The 20,836-nt window shown below is 39.0% G+C and carries 21 protein-coding genes and 1 riboswitch; of the genes, 13 read left to right on the top strand and 8 right to left on the bottom strand.

All coding sequences use genetic code 11. The features are described 5' to 3' along the window. Positions 1-39: 39 nt before the first annotated feature. Complete coding sequence (locus AC0IWT_RS15390; protein WP_471797828.1) at positions 40-783, top strand: RDD family protein; 744 nt, start codon at positions 40-42, stop codon at positions 781-783. Here AC0IWT_RS15390 and AC0IWT_RS15385 read toward each other — a convergent pair. From AC0IWT_RS15385 to AC0IWT_RS15365, 5 genes are all read right to left on the bottom strand, one after another. Then, on the bottom strand, positions 780-1,115 hold the full coding sequence (locus tag AC0IWT_RS15385; protein ID WP_471797827.1) for a DUF2752 domain-containing protein: 336 nt from the start codon (positions 1,113-1,115) through the stop codon (positions 780-782). The genes AC0IWT_RS15390 and AC0IWT_RS15385 overlap by 4 nt on opposite strands. Beyond that, a complete protein-coding gene (locus AC0IWT_RS15380) occupies positions 1,116-1,613 on the bottom strand; it encodes a DUF5684 domain-containing protein (RefSeq protein ID WP_056869419.1) in 498 nt (165 codons plus the stop codon). It abuts the gene before it with no gap. A gap of 87 nt (positions 1,614-1,700) precedes the next feature. After that, positions 1,701-2,426 (bottom strand): SGNH/GDSL hydrolase family protein, encoded by a 726-nt coding sequence (locus tag AC0IWT_RS15375; protein ID WP_471797826.1) that lies wholly within the window; start codon positions 2,424-2,426, stop codon positions 1,701-1,703. A 34-nt stretch (positions 2,427-2,460) separates the two neighbouring features. After that, the gene (gene lipB, locus AC0IWT_RS15370) at positions 2,461-3,216 is read right to left on the bottom strand and encodes a lipoyl(octanoyl) transferase LipB (protein WP_471797825.1); all 756 of its coding nucleotides are present in this window, start codon (positions 3,214-3,216) and stop codon (positions 2,461-2,463) included. 17 nt (positions 3,217-3,233) lie between these two features. Continuing rightward, entirely contained in the window at positions 3,234-3,881 is a 648-nt protein-coding gene (locus tag AC0IWT_RS15365) for a 4'-phosphopantetheinyl transferase family protein (protein ID WP_056869421.1), read from the bottom strand. Positions 3,882-3,952: 71 nt separating this feature from the next. Here AC0IWT_RS15365 and dcd point away from each other — a divergent pair, with 71 nt between their 5' ends. From dcd to AC0IWT_RS15320, 9 genes are all read left to right on the top strand, one after another. After that, entirely contained in the window at positions 3,953-4,489 is a 537-nt protein-coding gene (gene dcd / locus AC0IWT_RS15360; RefSeq protein ID WP_056869422.1) for a dCTP deaminase, read from the top strand. 80 nt (positions 4,490-4,569) lie between these two features. Further along, the gene (locus tag AC0IWT_RS15355; protein WP_471797824.1) at positions 4,570-7,260 is read left to right on the top strand and encodes a TonB-dependent receptor plug domain-containing protein; all 2,691 of its coding nucleotides are present in this window, start codon (positions 4,570-4,572) and stop codon (positions 7,258-7,260) included. An 86-nt stretch (positions 7,261-7,346) separates the two neighbouring features. After that, on the top strand, positions 7,347-8,291 hold the full coding sequence (locus AC0IWT_RS15350) for a hypothetical protein (protein ID WP_471797823.1): 945 nt from the start codon (positions 7,347-7,349) through the stop codon (positions 8,289-8,291). After that, on the top strand, positions 8,272-8,556 hold the full coding sequence (locus AC0IWT_RS15345; RefSeq protein ID WP_471797822.1) for a hypothetical protein: 285 nt from the start codon (positions 8,272-8,274) through the stop codon (positions 8,554-8,556). The genes AC0IWT_RS15350 and AC0IWT_RS15345 overlap by 20 nt, the downstream gene beginning before the upstream one ends. Continuing rightward, complete coding sequence (locus AC0IWT_RS15340; protein WP_471797821.1) at positions 8,549-9,859, top strand: carboxypeptidase-like regulatory domain-containing protein; 1,311 nt, start codon at positions 8,549-8,551, stop codon at positions 9,857-9,859. The genes AC0IWT_RS15345 and AC0IWT_RS15340 overlap by 8 nt, the downstream gene beginning before the upstream one ends. A 77-nt stretch (positions 9,860-9,936) precedes the next feature. Then, positions 9,937-10,698, top strand: a complete 762-nt coding sequence (locus AC0IWT_RS15335; RefSeq protein WP_471797820.1) for an enoyl-CoA hydratase/isomerase family protein — start codon at positions 9,937-9,939, stop codon at positions 10,696-10,698. A 62-nt stretch (positions 10,699-10,760) separates the two neighbouring features. Continuing rightward, a complete protein-coding gene (locus AC0IWT_RS15330; RefSeq protein WP_471797819.1) occupies positions 10,761-11,642 on the top strand; it encodes an SDR family oxidoreductase in 882 nt (293 codons plus the stop codon). 57 nt (positions 11,643-11,699) lie between these two features. Further along, the gene (gene purD / locus AC0IWT_RS15325; protein WP_471797818.1) at positions 11,700-12,971 is read left to right on the top strand and encodes a phosphoribosylamine--glycine ligase; all 1,272 of its coding nucleotides are present in this window, start codon (positions 11,700-11,702) and stop codon (positions 12,969-12,971) included. Positions 12,972-12,987: 16 nt separating this feature from the next. Beyond that, positions 12,988-13,494 (top strand): SMI1/KNR4 family protein, encoded by a 507-nt coding sequence (locus AC0IWT_RS15320; RefSeq protein WP_471797817.1) that lies wholly within the window; start codon positions 12,988-12,990, stop codon positions 13,492-13,494. Between the two features lie 84 nt (positions 13,495-13,578). On the opposite strand, the gene AC0IWT_RS15315 is transcribed toward AC0IWT_RS15320, so the two are convergent. Together AC0IWT_RS15315 and AC0IWT_RS15310 are read right to left on the bottom strand one after the other, a co-directional pair. Next, positions 13,579-14,721 (bottom strand): redoxin domain-containing protein, encoded by a 1,143-nt coding sequence (locus AC0IWT_RS15315; protein WP_471797816.1) that lies wholly within the window; start codon positions 14,719-14,721, stop codon positions 13,579-13,581. 70 nt (positions 14,722-14,791) lie between these two features. Next, complete coding sequence (locus AC0IWT_RS15310; RefSeq protein ID WP_471797815.1) at positions 14,792-15,973, bottom strand: formimidoylglutamase; 1,182 nt, start codon at positions 15,971-15,973, stop codon at positions 14,792-14,794. A gap of 69 nt (positions 15,974-16,042) precedes the next feature. Here AC0IWT_RS15310 and AC0IWT_RS15305 point away from each other — a divergent pair, with 69 nt between their 5' ends. Beyond that, positions 16,043-17,005: an NAD-dependent epimerase/dehydratase family protein gene (locus AC0IWT_RS15305; protein ID WP_471797814.1), complete on the top strand. Its 963-nt coding sequence runs from the start codon at positions 16,043-16,045 to the stop codon at positions 17,003-17,005. After that, complete coding sequence (locus AC0IWT_RS15300; RefSeq protein ID WP_471797813.1) at positions 17,005-18,306, top strand: HAD-IB family phosphatase; 1,302 nt, start codon at positions 17,005-17,007, stop codon at positions 18,304-18,306. Before AC0IWT_RS15305 ends, AC0IWT_RS15300 begins: the two co-directional genes overlap by 1 nt. A 104-nt stretch (positions 18,307-18,410) precedes the next feature. Here AC0IWT_RS15300 and AC0IWT_RS15295 read toward each other — a convergent pair whose 3' ends face one another. Further along, positions 18,411-19,700 (bottom strand): voltage-gated chloride channel family protein, encoded by a 1,290-nt coding sequence (locus AC0IWT_RS15295; RefSeq protein ID WP_471797812.1) that lies wholly within the window; start codon positions 19,698-19,700, stop codon positions 18,411-18,413. A gap of 18 nt (positions 19,701-19,718) precedes the next feature. Further along, positions 19,719-19,779: riboswitch (Fluoride riboswitch) on the bottom strand. Positions 19,780-19,843: 64 nt separating this feature from the next. On the opposite strand from AC0IWT_RS15295, the gene AC0IWT_RS15290 reads away from it, so the two are divergent. Beyond that, positions 19,844-20,809 (top strand): tryptophan 2,3-dioxygenase family protein, encoded by a 966-nt coding sequence (locus tag AC0IWT_RS15290; RefSeq protein ID WP_471797811.1) that lies wholly within the window; start codon positions 19,844-19,846, stop codon positions 20,807-20,809. The last annotated feature ends 27 nt before the right edge of the window (positions 20,810-20,836 follow it).

The following is a 20,836-nucleotide window of genomic DNA, read 5'->3' as shown; positions in this document are numbered from 1 at the left end:
GTTAAGCGCTTTTGTTAAAAAAAAAATTATGTTTGAAATATGGAAACCATCAGAATTAGCACTGCTCAAAATGTTGATATTGATTATGAAGTTGCAGGCTTGGGTGAAAGAATTGCGGCAAGGCTAATTGATTTGGCAGGCTTTGCCATACTTTACATTGTTGCTGTAATTTTAATGCTTGTGGCATCAATCAGCCGGTCTGAAATGTTAATCGTTGTCTTACTGGTGCTTTTTGGCCTCATTTTTCTATTCTACGATTTAGTTTGCGAAACATTTATGGATGGCCAAACCTTCGGGAAGAAAGTTATGAAAATTAAGGTAATTAGTTTGGATGGCGGCCAGCCAAGTTTTGGGCAATACCTTATGCGGTGGGTATTCAGGATTGTTGATTTTGGCTTTTTCTTTGGCTGGGGCGTTGTTGCCTTAATTGCTGTCGCGATTTCCAAAAATCATCAGCGTGTGGGCGATATGCTTGCAAAAACAACACTTATTAAAACAGTGCCGCGTACTCAGATCGATAACGTCGCCTTCATTTCTTCATTACCGGAAGATTACCAGCCAACTTTTAAAGAAGCACTTCTTTTGAATGATCGTGATGTGGAGCTCATTTATGAAGTGCTAACCGGTTTTTACCAAACCGGAAACCCTCAATTAATTTACGCAATGGCTGGCAAAGTAAAAGAACACATCAATCCTGCAATGCCTGCCGGCATGAATGAACTTCAATTTTTAGAAACCATTTTAAAAGATTATAGCTATTTAACGGCTAACACAGCATACTAATGCATTGCCATTTTGTAGAAATAGGATAGCAGAATAAAATTTCCAACCAATATCGAGAAAATATTAATTGCTTTAGAGCGGGTTTTGAAACCAGCGAAATAAGATATTGCGGCAAATAGAAGCAAGCTGATGATTGGGATTGTTGGCGGATACAGTTGCCAGCTTTCGCTCAAGTTTCCTTTGATAAGACATATAAATGCCCGCTGAAAGCCACAACCCGGGCAATCGAAGTTTGTTAAACTTTTGAAAGGGCATGGTAATAAATGATTTTGCAGCCAGTTAAATAAATTAACCGGGCTGCAAAATATTTGGTATGATAATGTTAAAACCATTTAAACTACAGGCGGTGGCGTGTCGTTAGGGTTGTTGAATGGCGTGTTTTGATTACCGAATGGGTTGTTCGGGTTATTGAACGGATTATTTCCAAAACCACGATTCTGTGCTTCCGCGGCTGACGGACCTAAATATCTGGCATCTCCAAAGCCTAAAATCGGCCAGAAAATAAACGACAGAAAAAGTAAGCCAAGCGTAAACCCTTCTGATTTACCATAACTTTTGCTCATTAGGTTTAGCAACCAAACACCAAATACAATATTTGTGCAAGGTAAAAGCAGCCAAAGTATCCAAATCATCGGCTTGCCAACAATTTCTAACATTATGATAATGTTGTAAATTGGAATAATAGCAGCCCAACCCGGCTTGCCCGCTTTTTCGAAGGTTTTCCACATTCCTGCAACGGAAATAACCCAAACGATAAGAATAAAAAAGAAATAGGCTCCAATAAATGCGGCAAGAGCGCCTGAACCTGCAGCAGATTGATAGTCATCCATAATTAATAAAAGTTTTTAGTTTAATGATTAGATAGTTAAACTAAATTATAACTTTTTGATTAATAATGGAGTAACAGTTAGATTACATTATTTAATAACATCCATAATTTTGGGCGCCAGCGCATTAACCCAATTGGTGTACATTTTCCCACTCGGATGCAGTCCATCGCCTGCAATTAAAGATACATCATTCGCAGCCATTCTGGAATCGGGCGTTATGTTAGTGAAACTTACCCCCGCAGCCAGTGTAATTTTTTCCGCAGCAGCATTAAAAGTATCAATTTCTGATGCAATGGTTTGAGCGCTTTTTGAAAACGTTTTAGCATATGGCGTTACGCCCCAATCGGGAATAGATATTACAAAAACCCTTGCTTTTCTTCCACCAGAAAAATCGATTGCAGTTTGCAGCAATGCCGAAAACTCTTTTTTATATGTTTCTATAGGGTAACCTCTGTATTGATTGTTAACCCCGATTAATAAGGTAACAAAATCGAATTTCTGTGTAAGTTTTGCCTGTGCTATTGCACCCTGAAGCTCATCTGTTGTCCACCCGGTTACAGCGATAATTTTCGGGTCTTCTACATTTCGGCCATTCTTTTTTAAATTAGCCTGAAGCTGATAAGGGAAAGATTCTGCCTGCGTTACGGATTCGCCGATTGTGTAAGAATCTCCCAAGGCAAGATATGTGTAATTGCCAACGGCATTAGGATTAATAAAGTTTGTATCGGCCGGAGCAGCAACAGACATGTCATTTTCTTTAGTGCAGCCCGAAGATAGCAAACAAAATAAGGCAAAGCCGAATAAAAGTTTCATAGCCTAATTTACGCAAAAGGATTGTGGTTAGATTTTAAACCAAATCCATTTTAAATAAGCCCGCAATATGATTTTTAAGCTTGTACTTTACTTCTTCAATATCAAGTTTATGGCCAAGCTCTTTTTGTAATGAGGTTACGGCCTTGTCATCAATGCCGCATGGAACAATATTTTTGAAATATTCTAAATCTACATTTACGTTGAATGCGAAGCCATGCATGGTTACCCATCTGCTGCAGCGAACGCCCATTGCGCAGATTTTGCGGGCCTTTTCATTATCTGCATCAAGCCAAACGCCAGTATAACCCGGGTAGCGGCCAGCTTCAATTCCATAATCCTTTAAGGTTAGGATAACGGCCTCTTCCAGCGTTCTCAGGTATAAATGTATATCTGTAAAGAAGTTATCTAAATCTAAAATCGGGTAGCCAACAATTTGCCCAGGGCCGTGATAAGTAATGTCGCCACCTCTATTTATTTTATAGTAAGTTGCCTGCTTATCTTTAAGCCCCTGCTCATCTAACAATAAATTTTCGGAATGCCCGCTTTTTCCCAACGTATAAACATGTGGGTGCTCGTTAAAAATTAAGTAGTTTGGGGTTGGCAACTGCGTTCCGTTTACCCTGTTCTCAGTTTTAATGGCAACAGTTTCATTCAGTAAACTTTCTTGTTTATCCCAGGCTTCCTGGTAGTCGGTCAGGCCCCAATCAATAAACTTTGTAGCACGGTTTTGTAAATCACTTACAGCGATATCCTGTTTTTCAGTAATCTGGTTTTGCTTATCGTTATTCATTTCTGGCCTTTCTCTGTTTACGCCGGCGCCTGTACATAGCCTAACATGTAGCCGTCTTTCGTTTTAAAATAATGAACAGTTAGTGCTCTCGTACTGTCCGGTAACTCCACGATAGCATTTAGGCTTCCCTCGCTTTTAAGCTTAAACGGTTTAATATGGATGTGCTTTTTAAACTCCAAACCTTTTTTGCCATGCCACTTATAAATGGCTTCCTTGGCGCACCAGCAAACATAAAGGCCTTCGGTATTGTCTCCAATTTGCTTTTGAGCCAATTCTACATCGTTCAAAAACTTGTGTTTAATGCTTTTAATTTTATGTTTAATCAATTCAATATCAACGCCAACAGCAAAATCTTTGCTAATCATTACGGCGGCATAATCGTAAGAATGACTCAATGATATTTTATAATCAGAATTGGTAAGGTATGGTTTTCCATCTTCATCGAACTGACAGTCGATATATTCTTTAGTGTTGAGCAGGGTTCTAAGTAAAAGCCTTGTACTTAACCAATGAAGCAGCCTTTTTCCATTGTTAAATGATGCAATGATATCCCACTCATGCTGCTTAAGTTGTAAGCCGGCAAGCAGTTCAGCTTCAGTTTCTTCAATTTTCCAGATTGCCAAAACCGAATGTTCATCAATGTTTTTATTATAAACTATAGGCATTTATAAAATTGAAATTTGCATGCAAAACTATCTTAAATAAATGATAATTTAGGCCAAAAATACGCATAAAAATGATATTATCAGATAAAAGGATTTTAGAGGAAATTGAAAAGGGAACAATAATTATAGAGCCTTTTGACAGAACTTGTTTGGGCACCAACTCTTACGATGTACACCTTGGAAAATACCTTGCAACCTATAAAAGCCGCGTATTAGATGCAAAAAAGCATAATGAAATTGACCATTTCGAAATTCCTAAAGATGGTTTTGTACTTCAGCCAGGCACATTATACCTTGGAGTAACCTTAGAATACACCGAAACACATAGTCATGTTCCTTTTTTAGAAGGTAAAAGCAGTACAGGAAGATTAGGTATCGATATTCATGCCACTGCCGGAAAAGGCGATGTTGGTTTCTGCAATACATGGACGCTTGAAATTTCTGTGGCCCAGCCTGTGAAAATTTATGCAGGCATGCCCATCGGCCAGCTAATATATTTCGTTGTAGAAGGAAATATTGAAACCATGTATAACACCAAGGGTAACGCTAAATACAATAATAAAACGACTAAGCCGGTAGAAAGTATGATGTGGAAGAACAGCTTTTAGAATTAAATATTCATCTGATCTTCATTAAAATATGCCTCGGGTTTTGTAACTTGAGGCATATTTAATTTACCACACACCAAATGAAAATCAAAATTTCGCTCGCTTTGGGCTTCTTCGCTGTGCTTATAGGTTTTGTTGCCTTTAAAATCGACGATGACCCGTTTACCCAGCTTCTTAAAAAGCTTAATGACTACACCACTAAATATCAACAGGAAAAGGTTTACCTTCATTTAGATAAGCCGTATTATGCCATTGGAGACGATATTTGGTTTAAAGCCTATGTTGTTAACGGCAAAACACAAACGCCTTCCAACATTAGCAAAATACTTTATGTAGAATTAATTAATGAAAAGGATTCGTTAAAAAAGTTAATCAAGCTTCCCATCATGGGTGGCATTTCCTGGGGCGATTTCAAACTAACCGATTCTTTGGGTGAAGGCAACTACCGGATTAGGGCTTACACCAATTATATGCGCAATTTTGGCACCGATTTCTTTTTCGATAAAACCATAAAAATTGGCAACAGCTGGGCAAATAAGGTTTTTACATTTACCGAATATAAATTTTCGAAAGAAAACAGTGCTGAAACCGTTACTGCCACCATTCATTTTGAAGATAAAAATGGCGTGGCTTACAAGGAAAACGACGTGAGCTACGAGGCACAACTTGATTTTCGAAGTGTTGCAAAAGGTAAAACCAAAACCAACCTCAAGGGCGATGCTGTAATCAGTTTTACGAACAGCCAGTCGTTTTTGAATAAAAAAGGTAAAATTGTTGCCACCATTACGCTCGATAACAAACAAAAAATTGTTAAATCGATTCCAATTACCGCCACAAGTAATGATGTTGATGTGCAGTTTCTGCCGGAAGGAGGAACATTTGTAGAAGAGCTTCCTCAAAAGATTGCTGTTAAAGCATTGAACGGTTCAGGCAATGGCGAAGATATTTCGGGTAGGGTTGTAGACGATACCGGCGTTGAACTTGCAAAAATTGAGAGCAATTACCTTGGTATGGGAAATTTTACGCTGAACGCACTTCCAGGTAAAAACTATACCGCAAAAATTAAATTTAAAGATGGCTCGGAAAAGGACTTTAAACTTCCGCTGGCCCAAAAAAGTGGTTATGCTTTATCTATAAATAATATAGACACAGCGAAGGTTATGGTTAAACTTATGGCAAGTGCCAACCTAACCAACGGCGATGAGTTAAAGATTGTTGCCCAGCAAGCTGGAAATGTTTACTACGTTTCGAAAGCTAAGGTTGATAAACAAGTGCTGCTCGCCAACATACCTAAAAGCAAATTGCCATCAGGCATTATTCAGTTTACCTTATTTTCTGCTAATAATGAGCCAATCGCGGAACGATTGATTTTCAATAAAAGCAAATCTGATGTTATCGATATCGACTTAAATTCTGCCGCACAATCAGATTCGAAAAAAGGCTTGTCGAGTTTTACATTTAAAGCATCAAATGGTGGTAAACCGATTGTGGGGAGTTTTTCTGTTTCCGTAACAAACGCAAGCAAAGTAACGCCAGATGAGGATAATGAGAGCAATATTTTCGCTAATTTATGGTTGACATCAGATTTGGCCGGTCATGTAGAAAAGCCAAATCATTATTTCCTTAATGATGATTTGAAAACTGCCCGAGAGCTCGATAACTTATTGCTGACGCAAGGCTGGCGAAGATTTTTATGGAAAAATGTGATAACCGGTGCGGCGCCCAACATTACTTACAAGCCGGAGCAATCTACTTCAATTAGTGGAACAGTTACAAAAGGCGGTAAACCAGTGCCCAATGGCAAGGTGATGTTAATGTCTACCAAAGGTGGTTTTTTTGTGCTAGATACGGTAACAAATGCCGAAGGAAAATTTAATTTCGATAACCTGATGTTTAGCGACAGTACAAAATTTGTAGTGCAGGCGAGAACAAAGGCAGATAGAAAGTTTGTAGACATTAAAGTGGACGCCGTTCCTTATCAGATCGTTACTAAGAACAAAAATAGCGCTGATATTGATGTTAATGTTAATAATTCGCTGATGAAATACATCAAAGAAAGCGATAACTATTTTAACGAAATGACCCGTTTGGGACTGCTGGAAAGAACCATTAAACTTGATGAAGTTGTGGTGACCGAAAAACGAAACATCGCAAAAAATTCTTCGAACCTAAACGGAGCAGGTAACGCCGATTACGTGCTTACAGAGAAAGACTTTTCAAACTGTATTCTGCTTTCGGAATGTTTAAACGGCCGCATTCCATTTGTACTTTTCAAAAGTGGCGTACCATACTCTACACGCAGTCCTAACACGCCAATGACTATTGTTGTCGACGGTTTGCAGGTCGGGTCAGATTTTCTGGACAACTTAAGTGCTGCAGATATTGAAACGATTGAAGTTCTAAGGTCGGCAAGTAACACGGCAATTTACGGAATCAATGGCGGTGGCGGCGTTTTAATAATTACCACAAAACGTGGTGACAGTTCTACATCATTTAATAATTATGCGCCAGGAGTTGTTGTTGTTTACCAGAAAGGATATTCTGCATCCAGAGAATTTTATGCGCCTAAATACGATTCGCAAACAACCGGTAGCAAACAAGATTACCGAAGTACAATTTATTGGAACCCTCAGGTCGTTGCTGCCGATCAGGGTAATGCAAAATTCGATTTTTACAATGCTGATGAAGCCGGGACTTATCGTATCGTAATTGAGGGCATAGATGCAGAAGGCCATTTAGCCAGAAAGGTTTATACGTACGACATAAAGTAACAAAACGTAACTAAAACGTTAGTCGGATTTTTAGAGGATATGCCTCAGGTTTATTAACTTGAGGCATATTTTTTTATACAACCCTAATGAAAAATCTACTTTACCGTTTACTCGCCTTCTCTTTCCTGTTTTTAGCGCTTATCGCATTTAAAGGCGATGATGACCCTTTTAATGCGATACTCAAAAAGCTTGTTGCTTACAGTACAAAGTATCCACACGAAAAGCTATACCTGCATCTTGATAAGCCATACTACGCTGTGGGAGATGATGTATGGTTTAAAGCGTACGCAACAAATTCGAACGCCAAAGGATTATCATTGATAAGCAAGATAGTTTATGTTGAATTGATTGATGAAAAAGACTCCCTAAAAATTCAGTTGAAACTCCCCTTGATGAATGGTGTAAGTTGGGGCAATATAAAAATTGCCGACACCTTAGCTGAAGGAAATTACAGAATCCGCGCATATACTAATTACATGCGGAATTTTGGAACCGACTTCTTTTACGATAAAACGATAAAAATTGGCAACAGCATTTCCAATAAAGTCTTCACAAAAACGAGTTATAAGTTTAGTAAAGAAAATAATTTAAATAATGTAGATGCAACAATTCACTTCGAAGATAAAAACGGTTTGCCATACCGCGAAAATGAAATTAGTTATGAGATTCAGTTTGACGATAAAACGAAAACGGCAGGGAAATCAAAAACTGATTTAGACGGCAATGCAAAAGTTCATTTTACCAAAAATCAAGCAAATACGCAGGGCTACATTTTAACAACGTTAAACCTACCCAACAGAAATAAAGTTGTAAAATCCATACCAATCCGCGCTACTTCAAATCAGGTCGATGTTCAGTTTTTGCCAGAAAGCGGCGTGCTTTTAGAAGATTTGCCTCAAAGAATAGCCGTAAAAGCTGTAAACTCTTCGGGTAGAGGTGAAGACGTTGCCGGCGTTATTTTAGATGGCAACGGCAAGGTTGTAAACACATTTCAAACCTCACATTTAGGCAATGGGCAGCTTTATCACTAATGTGCAGCCAAACCAGGTTTACACTGCTTTAATTAAGTTTAAAGATGGTTCTGAAAAGGAGTTTAAATTTCCCGAAACGCAGAAGAATGGTCATGCTTTGGCAGTGGATGAAACAGATGCCGAAACGTTGAAGTTAAAAATATTGTCGTCTTCAAATGCTGTAAATGGCGAGGAAGTTAAATTGGTCGTTCAGCAAAACGGCTCCATAGCCCACGTAATAAAAGCGAAAATTACAAAGCAGTTAGTAGTTACCTCGCTTGGCTGATGATAAACCTGCGGTGGGCAGTTTTTCGATTTCAATTGCCAACACAACCAAATTAAAGGCTGATGAAAATAATGAAAGCAATATTTACAGCAATTTATTGCTCTCATCAGATTTGGCGGGATACATAGAAGAACCCAACTATTATTTCTTAAATAATGATGCTAAAACTAACCGTGACCTGGATAACCTCATGCTTACACAAGGCTGGAGCCGTTTTGTTTGGAAAGATGTTATAAATGACGTTTTCCCAAACATCACTTATGTGCCCGAGTATTCGAGTATTATTAGCGGACAAATAAAAAAAGGTAACAAGCCTGTGGTGGGCGGTAAGGTTTTGCTGATGGCAAAAGAATCGAAAGGGTTCGTGCTCGATACGGTAACAGATGCAACCGGGCGTTTCCGGTTCCAAAATCTTTTATTTAAAGATAGCACGAAATTTATTGTTCAGGCCCGCACAAAAGATAACGACAAAAAGGTAACCATAATTCTGGATAGGATTCCCAATCAAATCGTTACCAAAAATAAAAATGTTGCCGATGTGGAAGTGAATGTTAACGAGGTTTTAATGCAATACATTAAAGCCAACGACACCTTTTTTGACGAAATGAGACGCCTCGGTTTAATGGATAAGGGCATCAAACTGAATGAGGTGACAATCGAAGGAAAGAAAAGCCTTGCGCCAAATTCTTCAAACTACAATGGGCCGGGCGTGGCAGACTATGTTTTACCCGGCGATAAAATAAAGGGTTGCGCTACATGGGGATGTGTTTGGAGGCAACTTCCGGGAGTGCTCGTAGGCAAGCTCGACAGTCCGGTGTTAATCAGGGGTCAGTTCGGTTCATCTACGCTTAAAGGTGCGGCGATGCTTTACGTTGTAGACGGAATTTATCCCGGAACGCTGGATGGGTTAATTCCTGCTGATATTGAAAGTGTAGAATTGCTGAAAACTGTTGCATTAACCACAATTTACGGAATGCAGGGAAGCGGCGGAGTTATTGTAATTACTACCCGAAAAGGCATGAGCACCAAATATCAGGCAGAAGGCGTTATCAGTGTTAATCCAAAGGGAATAACCATTTCAAAAACTTTTTATTCCCCTCAGTACGATAAACCAAAGGAATTAGACATCAACGACACGAGGAGTACGGTTTATTGGAATCCGGAGGTGATAACGGACGAAAACGGAAAAGGACGATTTGAATTTTATAATGCAAATGAGCCTGGTGATTATAGAATGATTATGGAAGGGATTGATGTATCTGGCCATTTAGCAAGAAAGGTTTACACATATAGTGTTAAATAGGAAAAATTAAATAAATTTGAATTAGTATGCATGCATAATTATTTGTGTGCTGAAAATCACATTGAAAGCCGTTTACTATGAATACGATTAAAGTAAGTGTAAAAGACCGCCTTGCTACAATAACGCTGGCCAGAGGTAAATCGAATGCGCTAAACCGCGAGTTGGTTACGGAGCTTGATGACATGCTTAAAAACATCTCGGCAGATGATAATATAGGTGGTGTAATTTTAACTGGTTCTGCTCCGTTTTTTTCTGCAGGCTTAGATTTAGTGGAACTTTTCAACTACAATGAAGACGAGGCAAAATCATTCTTTACCTTGTTCTTCGATTTTGCAGCGAACATGGTATCTTTTAAAAAGCCTATGGTTGCAGCAATAAGTGGCCATAGTCCCGCAGGTGGCTGTGTAATGGCATTAGCATGCGATTACCGTGTTATGGCTGAAGGGCAATACATTATTGGCTTAAATGAAGTTCCTGTCGGGATAATTGTTCCGAACAGTATTTTTCAGCTTTATTCTTTTTGGATTGGCAAAGCTGAGGCATCCAGAAGTTTACTCACCGGCAAATTATATAATCCGGAGGAGGCATTAAAAGTTGGTTTAGTTGATGATGTTGTTAAAGGTGAAACATTGCTTACCACAGCAGAAAGAAAAATTAAAAAGTTTATGGAATTGGAAAGCAATACCTGGTCGCAAAGCAAACAAAACATCCGCGAGGAATTGATTGCTTCGATGAATGCAGACCAATCGGCAACCCTGGCAAAAATGCTCCAGCAGTGGTGGTCGCCTGCAACACGCCATATCTTAAAAACCATTCTGGAAAACCTCCAGCGCAAGTAATTAAGTATAAAAGCCATTCAATTAACAATTAACCAACTAACCATTTCTTAATAACCAGAATTATGTTTGCATTTAACCAACCAATGCTTAGAGACGGTGCCCTGGAAGGCAAAACCATCGTTATTACCGGCGGCGGCACAGGCTTAGGTAAAGCCATGGGTATTTACTTTTTAAAGTTAGGGGCCAATCTGGTAATCACGAGCCGGAAGCAGGATGTACTGCAAAAAACGGCTGATGAAATGGAAGAAAAAACAGGTGGAAAGGTTCTGGCTGTCGCCTGCGACGTACGCGAGGTTGAACAAGTTGAAAATGTGCTGGCAAAAACAATCGAAAAGTTTGGACAGGTAGATGTGCTATTAAATAACGCTGCCGGGAATTTTATATCGCCAACGGAGCGGTTATCTGCAAATGCATTTTCATCAATTATTGATATCGTTTTAAAGGGCACAGTAAATTGTACGCTTACCTTTGGGAAACATTGGATAAAGGAGAAACAAACCGCTACAGTTTTAAATATCGTTACTACCTATGCGTTTACCGGCTCTGCATATGTTGTTCCATCTGCCTGTGCAAAAGGAGGCGTACTTGCATTAACCCGTTCACTTGCAGTAGAATGGGGTAAATATGGCATACGCACAAATGCAATAGCACCCGGACCATTCCCTACAAAGGGTGCCTGGGAAAGATTGTTGCCCGGCGATTTGGCTAAAAAATTCGATTTTAAAAATCGTGTTCCTTTAAAAAGGGTTGGCGAACATCAGGAACTGGCAAACCTTGCTGCGTTTTTGGTTAGCGACTTTTCCGGATACATTAACGGAGAAATTGTTACCATAGATGGCGGCGAATGGCTACAAGGTGCCGGACAAATGAACGGTTTGGAAGCAATTCCGAATGAAATGTGGGATATGCTTGAGCAGATGACAAGAAGCGCCAAAGGGAGCTAGTCCATGTCTTCTTACTTCGTACTCGCTACTTGATGCTAAAATATTATCTTTGCCAGTATGAATATCTTACTATTAGGTTCAGGTGGCAGAGAAAGTGCGTTCGCCTGGAAATTAAGCCAGTCTTCACATTGTGATAAGCTAGTCATTGCGCCAGGAAACGGCGGCACAGGTGCTTTTGGTACAAATATCAATATCAGTGTAAATGATTTTGATTCTATAAAAAAAATAGTGCTTACCGAAAAGATTGAATTGGTGATTGTTGGTCCGGAAGAGCCTTTAGTAAATGGTATCCATGATTTTTTTCTTGCCGACGATGCCATTTCACACGTCCCTGTAATCGGCCCGAAAAAAGAAGGAGCAATTTTAGAGGGAAGCAAAGATTTTTCCAAACAATTTATGCAACGCCATGGTATTCCAACGGCAGCTTCAAAATCTTTTACCCCCGAAACCCTAGATGATGGCCTGGCCTACCTGCAAACGCATGCACTTCCCGTTGTTTTAAAGGCCGATGGCTTAGCGGCTGGCAAAGGTGTTTTAATTTGCACGGAAACGATTGAAGCTCAGGAAGAATTAAAGTTAATGCTTGGAGGTAAATTTGGTGCTGCGGGTGCTACCGTGGTTATTGAAGAGTTTTTAAGTGGTATAGAACTTTCGGTGTTTATTTTAACCGATGGTGAAAACTACCTAACCCTTCCATCTGCTAAAGATTATAAAAGAATCGGCCAGAACGATACCGGCCTGAATACTGGTGGTATGGGTTCGGTTTCTCCGGTGCCATTTGCCACCACTGAATTTCTGGCTAAAGTTGAAGAACGAATTATTAGACCTACAGTAATGGGTTTGAAAGCGGATAATATCGATTATACAGGCTTTATATTTTTTGGTTTGATAAAGGTTGGCGAAGAGCCATATGTAATTGAGTACAATGCACGAATGGGCGATCCAGAGACAGAAAGCGTGATTCCGAGGATTGAAAATGACCTGGTAGAACTGTTTATGGCAACAGCAAATAAGCAACTGAATCAGGTTAACCTGGTAATTTCTGAGCAAACTGCAGCAACTGTAATGATTGTTGCCGGTGGTTATCCGGGCGAGTATTTAAAAGGAAAAGCAATTTCAGGTATCGAAAACCTTCGTCACTCTACTGCTTTCCATGCAGGTACTTTGCTTGATAATGATGTTGTTAAAACGAATGGTGGCCGCGTTATTGCGATTACCAGTTTACAGAAGGATATGTTTACCGCATTACAATCTGCAACAGCCGACGCTGGTAGAATTTATTTCGACGGCAAATATTTTAGAGAAGATATAGGTTTCGATTTAATATAATTTTAAAGGCTTCAAATTGAAAAAGATACTTAAAAAGATTTCGGAAACGGCAATTAAACAAGCTGAATTTACATTTACTAACGAACAGATCGAATCTGCGTGGTTGGGGAATTTGCCTGCTTCTTCAGATGAAATAAAGCGGTTGGAAGAACGGTTGGGCATCGTTTTGCCCAAAGATTATAAGCTGTTTTTATCGATTACCAATGGCTTTAGCACGCCAAATGAAAATATTGAGCCATCGTTTGAGCCAACTGATAGTGTTGGTTTTCTAAAAGACATCGATCCGCATTTAATAGAGATTTGGATTAGTAACGATGAGCTTTTGGATGTTGCCATTAAGCTGGCAAGGAGTATTGTGGTTGGTGGCAGAAATGAAGAGCAATATTTCCTCCTTGTTCCGCCGCTATCAGAAAATGGTGATTGGGAATACTGGAAATTTGCTTCCTGGATACCAGGTGCAGATCCATACGAGGGCATGGAAAATTACTTTATCAACGCACTCGATTTCTTAAAATCAGCTTAAAAAAATCGTATAAAAAAACAAAGCCCCGACTAAACCGGGGCTTTAATTTTATGTGATTTTTTAACCGTTTAACTTAAGAAATCATTATTTGGTTTTGCTGCCTAAAAGTTCCTGAAGTTTATTCTGCAAAGCTTCTTCCCGTAACCCTTTTGCGATAATTTTACCCGTAGGGTCAATTAAAAAATTAGCAGGAATAGAGCGAATGCCATACATCACGGCTACTTCATTGTCCCAAAATTTCAGGTCAGAAACATGGGTCCAGGTTAGCTTATCATCTGCAATAGCCTTTAACCAGGCATCTTTTTTGCCCGGCTGATCTAAAGACACGCCTAATACTGTAAAGCCTTTATCCTTAAACTTGTTATACGCCACAACAACGTTCGGGTTTTCCTGGCGGCAAGGTCCACACCATGATGCCCAGAAATCTACAAGCACATATTTACCTTTAAAATCAGATAATTTAACAGGTTTTCCGTCAGGGTCATTTTGGGTAAAGTCCATCGCCATTACTCCAACAGCAGTTTTTTTAGAAGCTTCTAAAGTTTTTGCCAGGGTTGTTCCAGTTTTTGTAGCTTTCAATTCCGCACTTAAAGTAGGATAAATCGCTTCAACTTGCGCAAGCTGGTCAGGATCGCTTGCTAACTGTGCTAACGAAATTAAACTTACATAAGATTTCGGGTTGCTTTTGGCGAACGAAATGTAAATCGGGGTAGCTTCGCCAGCTGCCTTATCGTATCTTTCGCTAATGCTTGCCATTACAGCTTTATCTTTCTTTTGCTCTGCGCTTAGTTTTGCGTATTCTGCATTAATTGCATCAATTTTATCGGTAGATGGCTTTAAGCTTGCCTTTAGCTTTGTGTTATCATCGTTTGCAGGCGTTCCGGTAACTTTTATAGATTTTAAGGAATCCATTGAACTCACCATAATGTTTCCCGGTTCAACATATAAACTTGCGTAATCCATGTTGCGGGTGTTGGTTCCTTTAACGTAAGGATTTATATTTTTAAACAAGTTTCCCATAACCGGATCGGCTGCGGTGCCCTTGAATTCAAATTTACCATTTGTAACAACCGCCGAATCGGTTTTGCGTTCACTATTTGCCGCATAAACAAAATATATTTTGTCGCCTGTTTTCAAAGCTTTTGCATCACCCTTAATGGTAAATGGCTTTTGAGCTAATGCTGCCAGCGGCAAAAGTGCCATTGCAGATAAGAGTATTCTTTTCATGGTTCTAATTTAATCGTCTTTTTGTAAAGATAAATATTTGTAAATTTCTAACGTAACTCCTTGTGTAAAATTATGATAGCTTTTGATATGTTCGCCACCATAGGTCTGGCATATCTCCATTAATAGCCGTTTGGTAGTCATCATATCGACAAGGTACGAGGTGGTATCTTTCATTTTTTGAGATGCCGGTTGGGTAGGGAACCTGCATCCACCAACGATCTGATTTTTTGCTTTTCACAAAAGTCATTTCGCCCGAACCATCTTTTAAGCTGGTTCTGTATATTATAAACTGAGATTTTGGCGTAAGTGGAAAGTCTTTTTTGCGGGCATAAAAGCCATCAATAAAATACCAAACCATTTGTGCAAGTAAAAAGGCCGTTTGTCCGTTGCTATCGTAGGCTGGGTTAAACTCATAAAATCCTATTGAAGTAAGTTTGTCGTTCATGCCCGCATAACGTGCAATTCTGCATGCTTTTTCTCCGTCGAAACCATTGGGCGTAGTGTTGGCATTTGCCACGGCATCGGCAGAACGAATGGCTCCAATATCAAAGCTAACCATGTTTGCATTACGAATAATTGGCTCAGTTAAAGTAATATCCTGCGCAAATTCGCCGAGGCGATGAACATCAAAATAAAGCTTGTCCATAACGCTCAGGCTTTCCTGATTTACAAAATAAGTTTGGTAGCCAATATTACTAAAGTTGAAAAGATAATTGGGTTGATGAAGGAAAATTTTATTCAGATAGCAATCAGAACGCGTTGCGATACCATCATTGTTATCATCGTCGATATCAAACTGATTGTCTACAATTACCAAATCTACCTTTTGTTCCAAATCTTCGTAACCCAGATATTGGGCGTAAGTCAAGTCCTGTCCGCCGCCAATAATCACCGGGATAATGTCGTTTTTAATTAACTCTGATACAACCATTTTCACCGCAACATAGGTATCGGCAATGGTTGCGCCAGGCAATATATTTCCCAAATCAACTAACCGGCTGGTAAATGCGCCTTCGTTTAACTTATAAAATTTTTCCCTGAAATAGTCCGGACCAATTCCGCAACCTTCATTATTGATTGCGCTTCTGCCATCCAATACGCCAAAAATTGCAATGTCGAATTTTGTTTCTTCCAAATCAGGAAAAGATTCCGTGTAGAATTGGGTTTTCAAACCTAGCTGACTGGTGTAAAATCCATCTTTTGGTGTAAACTGTTCAACATTTAATGGAGAAAAGAAATCGGTTAATGACATATATTTAAAACTATCGCCCCAAATATCTATTTTTGAATGCGTATTTTCATCTATAGCCCAAAAAAAATAATGATACTCGTAACAGGTGGAACGGGATTTTTAGGATCTGAATTAATAAAACAATTAACTGATAACGGTTTAGCAGTTCGGGCTTTAAGGAGAAAAAATTCCAAAATTCCCCCGATTATTCAGAATAATAAACTTCTTGATTGGTTTGAAGCCGATATTAATGAACCCGCCACACTGGAAGAGGCATTTATTGGCATTACAAAAGTTTTTCACTGTGCAGCATTTGTTTCACTTAATTCTAAAGACAAAAAACAACTATTTCATGTAAATATCGATGGTACATCCAACATCGTAAACCTATGTATAGAGTACAATTGCCGCTTGTTACATGTAAGCTCGGTTGCTGCATTGGGTGAGGCAAAAAAGGGTAGGCAAATTACCGAGAAAGATTTCTGGGAATACGATTCGAAAGCACACGCCTACGGTTTGTCTAAATATGAGTCGGAAATGGAGGTTTGGCGTGGCATTACCGAGGGTCTAGATGCCGTAATTGTAAATCCGTCAATAATCATTGGAGAAAACGCAGGTTTTGAGGGTAGTGGTGCCATTTTTAAATTAATAAAGGGTGGTTTCCCTTTTTATACCGATGGCGCTTCTGGCTTTGTCGACGTGGAAGACGTTGCAAAAGCGATGATACTTTTGATGGAAGCTTCTACCAGCGCAGAACGATTTATCATTTCTTCAGACAATATTCATTATAAAGATTTATTCGCTGCAATTGCCAAAGGTTTTAAGGTTGAACCACCAAAAAAAGAAGCGAAGGCCTGGATGCTTGGAATTGCATGGCGGGCACTAAAATTCTTTTCGCTTTTTACAGGCGCACAGCCCTCAGTTACAAAAGATACTGCAACAAGCAGTTTAGCATTAAGTTATTACAGTAACGAAAAAGTGATTGAAGCAACAGGAATTCAGTTTAAGCCGATTGAACAAAGTATACAGGAGATTACTCAATTTTTAAAATAATGCCGCAGAAAAAAGCCTATTACATTATAGATTTCGACAGTACCTTTACGCAGGTTGAAGCCCTGGACGAACTTGCCAGAATATCGTTAAAAAAACACCCTGAAAAGGAATCGATCTTTCAAAAAATTGAAGATTATACAAACCAGGCAATGGAAGGTAAACTTTCATTTTCAGAAAGTTTGGCCCAACGCGTTAAGTTATTAGAGGCAAATGAAGATCATTTAAAGCAACTAATTAAACACCTCAAGAAAAAGGTTTCGACGTCTTTCTCCCGTAACGCCGAGTTTTTTAAAAAACATGCCGATGAAGTGCTGATTGTTTCCGGCGGGTTTAAAGAATTTATAACGCCTGTTGTAAGTCAGTACCATATTAAGAAAGAAAATATTTATGCCAACACATTTGTAACCACAGGTGATGGTAAAATTATAGATTACGACCATGCCAATCCACTTAGTGAAGAAGGTGGCAAAGTTAAACTTCTTCAGCATTTGAAACTGGAAGGGGAACTTTTCGGCATTGGCGACGGTTACTCTGATTTTCAGCTTCGCGAAAGCGGGATGATTAATAAGTTTTTTGCCTTTACAGAAAACATTGCCCGCCAAACCATCATTGAAAAAGCTGACCACATTACGCCAAGCTTCGATGAATTTTTATATGTTAACAACCTGCCAAGGGCGATATCTTATCCAAAAAACAGAATACTTTGTTTAATTATTGGTGATGTAGATGCACATAGCATTGCGCTACTCAAAAACGATGGTTTATCCATTAGACACAAAACTTCGTTCGAGGAAAAATACGTTAAAGATGTTGGTGTAATCCTTTTGGCCGACGGAGAAAAAATAGAAAGTGAACAACTTAAAAATGCAGTTAAACTTAAAACAATAGGTTATTTAGGTAATGCTAAAGGCAAAATCGATACGGCGCTTTGTACTAAAATGGGTATTGTTATTTTCGACGATGTAAAATCAAACCCGCGCAACTCCGATTTTATTCCGAAGAGAATGATTGATTTTATGAACACAGGTGCAACTTACCTAAGTACAAATTACCCTAACCTGCAGTTGCCAAAAATTGATAAATCGCACCGCTTAATTCACATTCATAAAAATGTTCCCGGCATAATGGCGCAAATTAATACCGTTTTTGCAAAGCATAATATTAACATTGTCGGGCAGTTTTTAATGACAAACCCCGAGATTGGCTATGCAATAACGGACATCAACACGGAGTACGATAAGCAGTTATTCAAGGCACTCAAAAAAATCGAACATACCATAAAGTTTAGAGTGCTTTATTAGATAAGTGATTGTTAAACTTTACAGCTTTGGCAACTTTTAAATTTGCCGAAGCTAAATGCACATTATAGTCAAAGCTATACACAATAACTCATTCCACAACATTCCTAAATTAAAAACTGATGTCTTTTTAGTAGCAAATGTTTAGGACTACCGATATTTTGTGAACGATAAATACCTGTATGGCCTGAAAATAAATAGGCCATAACACAAGCAAGCGCTACATACACGCTACACTCTGCTCCAAATAATTCTATACCCATAAAAATACAGGCAAGTGGTGTATTGGCTGCGCCTGAGAAAACTGCTACAAAACCCATACCTGCCAACAATCCAACAGGTAATGGAACAAAAATGCTAAGAAAGCTACCTAAAGTAGCTCCAATAAAAAATAGTGGTGTTACCTCGCCACCCTTAAAACCAGCACTTAAAGTTAGAGCAGTTAAAAATAGCTTTATAGCAAATGTATAATAAGGTTCTTGTTGTGGAAATGATTCAGAAATAACAGGAATTCCTAAGCCAATATACCGTGTTGTGCCAAGTAAATAAATCATTCCAATCAAAATAAAGCCACCAACAAAGGGCCGCAAAGGTGGATATTTAATTTTCGCAAAAAGTTGAGATAAACCATGATTTAATGTAGAAAAACTTCTTGCGGCTAAGCCGAAAATTATACCAGTGCCTAGCGATAATAGCAGATTAATCATGTCCATTTGTGGCACGATTGGAATAGCATAATGAGTATGTCCAACACCCCAAGCTTTACAAACATAATCGGCAATTATCGCTGTAACAAATGATGGTAAAATGGCTGTGTACAGTAGGCTTCCAATAACAAAAACTTCTATTCCGAAAACTGCGCCCGCCAACGGTGTTCCAAAAACTGAAGCAAAGCCTGCACTAATACCACAAATTAAAATGATTTTTCGGTCGCGGGGCTTAAGCTTAAATACTTTTGTAAACTGATCGGCAAATGCGCCCCCAATTTGAACAGCTGTTCCTTCACGCCCCGCAGAGCCACCGAATAAATGGGTAATTATTGTTCCTGCAAAAATAAGAGGAGCCATAATTATTGGAATAATATTCTTCGGACTTTGAAGTTCTTCAATCAAAAGATTATTTCCTTTTACAACTTTTTTTCCCCAATAGTGATAGGCCAAGCCAATGAGTAAACCAGCCAAGGGTAAAAAGATAGTTATCCATTGATTTTGTTCACGATAATCGGTTACTAAATTTAAAGCGACTAAAAACAGTGCAGATGCGGACCCTACAATTCCTCCAAGTAACGCAGAGAAAAATAACCATTTTAAGCTATTTGCTAACAATAGCCCAAATTCTAATTTTTGGAAACGATGTAAGTACGAAAGATTACCTTCCGTTAAGTTTTTAACAGGCATTATAAATCAATTTTAAGTAAAATCGTAGGAGTCATCAGCCTGTTGGCGGTTTTGGCGGTACCCCATCGCCATGGTTCAAATGTATAAAATTTCCTATTTAGCGCAAAATATGTTTATCAATTTTGGAATACTAACTTTGTGCCATGGAATTTACACCAGACATAAAAGATAAACTCAACCAGCTTCAGGAAAAATATACGGCGATGGGGCAGGATATGGCCTCATACCTTGATGGTTTGTTGTATGCAGATTTCCTGACCTATTGGGATTACATCCATTTGGATACTTTGTTGAGTTTACAAAGTCCGAAAACGCCGTTTCCTGATGAAGAGATTTTCATCATGTATCACCAGATAACGGAGTTGTACTTTAAACTAACCTTGCACGAATGCAGGCAGATCGCCACTCATGAGAATTTAACAGTCGATTTTTTTACCGCCCGGGTGAAAAGAATTAATGCTTATTTCAATGCTCTAACAACTTCCTTCGAAGTTATGGTTGAAGGTATGGAACGGGAACAGTTCCTGAAATTCCGAATGTCGCTGCTGCCAGCTAGTGGGTTTCAATCCGGGCAATACAGAATGATTGAAATTTGTGCCACTGATTTTATTCGTTTAGTTGATAAAAGCAAAAGAGTAGAGTTAAGTACCGCAACACTGGAAGAGCAGTTTGAAAATATTTACTGGAAATTTGGTGCGACAGAACTATCTTCAGGCAAAGAAACCTTAACGTTAAAACAGTTTATTCGAAAGTATTCGGCAGAATTTCTACAGCTCGCAAAAGAAAGAACACTCACAAATTTTTCTGCCTTATACCAGCAGCTCCAGGTAAATGGTAGCGATGTTTCGGCTTTGGCAGAAGAACTGCGCAAGCTCGATATATATGTAAATGTAGAATGGCCGCTGGCGCATTACAAATCTGCCGTACGCTACCTTGAAAAAGACCCTGTTGATGTAGCCGCAACCGGCGGAACAAACTGGCAAAAATATTTGCCTCCACGTTTTCAAAAAAGAATATTTTATCCGTTTTTATGGACAGACGAACAGATGGAAGAATGGGGCAAAGGCTGGGTGCTTAGTGTGCTTAAAACACTAAAGAACAAAGATTAATATGTTGAAAAACTATTAATATACCTC

The sequence above is a fragment of the Pedobacter sp. AC464 genome, from assembly GCF_979253075.1.
This window is presented reverse-complemented; position numbering and strand designations above follow the sequence as displayed.

What these genes read in the sequence shown, in the direction of transcription:
- AC0IWT_RS15390 (WP_471797828.1), top strand. Translation starts at nt 40, where the DNA reads ATGGAAACCATCAGAATTAGCACTGCTCAAAATGTTGATATTGATTAT.
- AC0IWT_RS15385 (WP_471797827.1), bottom strand. Translation starts at nt 1,115, where the DNA reads ATGGTTTTAACATTATCATACCAAATATTTTGCAGCCCGGTTAATTTA.
- AC0IWT_RS15380 (WP_056869419.1), bottom strand. Translation starts at nt 1,613, where the DNA reads ATGGATGACTATCAATCTGCTGCAGGTTCAGGCGCTCTTGCCGCATTT.
- AC0IWT_RS15375 (WP_471797826.1), bottom strand. Translation starts at nt 2,426, where the DNA reads ATGAAACTTTTATTCGGCTTTGCCTTATTTTGTTTGCTATCTTCGGGC.
- lipB (WP_471797825.1), bottom strand. Translation starts at nt 3,216, where the DNA reads ATGAATAACGATAAGCAAAACCAGATTACTGAAAAACAGGATATCGCT.
- AC0IWT_RS15365 (WP_056869421.1), bottom strand. Translation starts at nt 3,881, where the DNA reads ATGCCTATAGTTTATAATAAAAACATTGATGAACATTCGGTTTTGGCA.
- dcd (WP_056869422.1), top strand. Translation starts at nt 3,953, where the DNA reads ATGATATTATCAGATAAAAGGATTTTAGAGGAAATTGAAAAGGGAACA.
- AC0IWT_RS15355 (WP_471797824.1), top strand. Translation starts at nt 4,570, where the DNA reads ATGAAAATCAAAATTTCGCTCGCTTTGGGCTTCTTCGCTGTGCTTATA.
- AC0IWT_RS15350 (WP_471797823.1), top strand. Translation starts at nt 7,347, where the DNA reads ATGAAAAATCTACTTTACCGTTTACTCGCCTTCTCTTTCCTGTTTTTA.
- AC0IWT_RS15345 (WP_471797822.1), top strand. Translation starts at nt 8,272, where the DNA reads ATGGGCAGCTTTATCACTAATGTGCAGCCAAACCAGGTTTACACTGCT.
- AC0IWT_RS15335 (WP_471797820.1), top strand. Translation starts at nt 9,937, where the DNA reads ATGAATACGATTAAAGTAAGTGTAAAAGACCGCCTTGCTACAATAACG.
- AC0IWT_RS15330 (WP_471797819.1), top strand. Translation starts at nt 10,761, where the DNA reads ATGTTTGCATTTAACCAACCAATGCTTAGAGACGGTGCCCTGGAAGGC.
- purD (WP_471797818.1), top strand. Translation starts at nt 11,700, where the DNA reads ATGAATATCTTACTATTAGGTTCAGGTGGCAGAGAAAGTGCGTTCGCC.
- AC0IWT_RS15315 (WP_471797816.1), bottom strand. Translation starts at nt 14,721, where the DNA reads ATGAAAAGAATACTCTTATCTGCAATGGCACTTTTGCCGCTGGCAGCA.
- AC0IWT_RS15310 (WP_471797815.1), bottom strand. Translation starts at nt 15,973, where the DNA reads ATGTCATTAACCGATTTCTTTTCTCCATTAAATGTTGAACAGTTTACA.
- AC0IWT_RS15305 (WP_471797814.1), top strand. Translation starts at nt 16,043, where the DNA reads ATGATACTCGTAACAGGTGGAACGGGATTTTTAGGATCTGAATTAATA.
- AC0IWT_RS15300 (WP_471797813.1), top strand. Translation starts at nt 17,005, where the DNA reads ATGCCGCAGAAAAAAGCCTATTACATTATAGATTTCGACAGTACCTTT.
- AC0IWT_RS15295 (WP_471797812.1), bottom strand. Translation starts at nt 19,700, where the DNA reads ATGCCTGTTAAAAACTTAACGGAAGGTAATCTTTCGTACTTACATCGT.
- AC0IWT_RS15290 (WP_471797811.1), top strand. Translation starts at nt 19,844, where the DNA reads ATGGAATTTACACCAGACATAAAAGATAAACTCAACCAGCTTCAGGAA.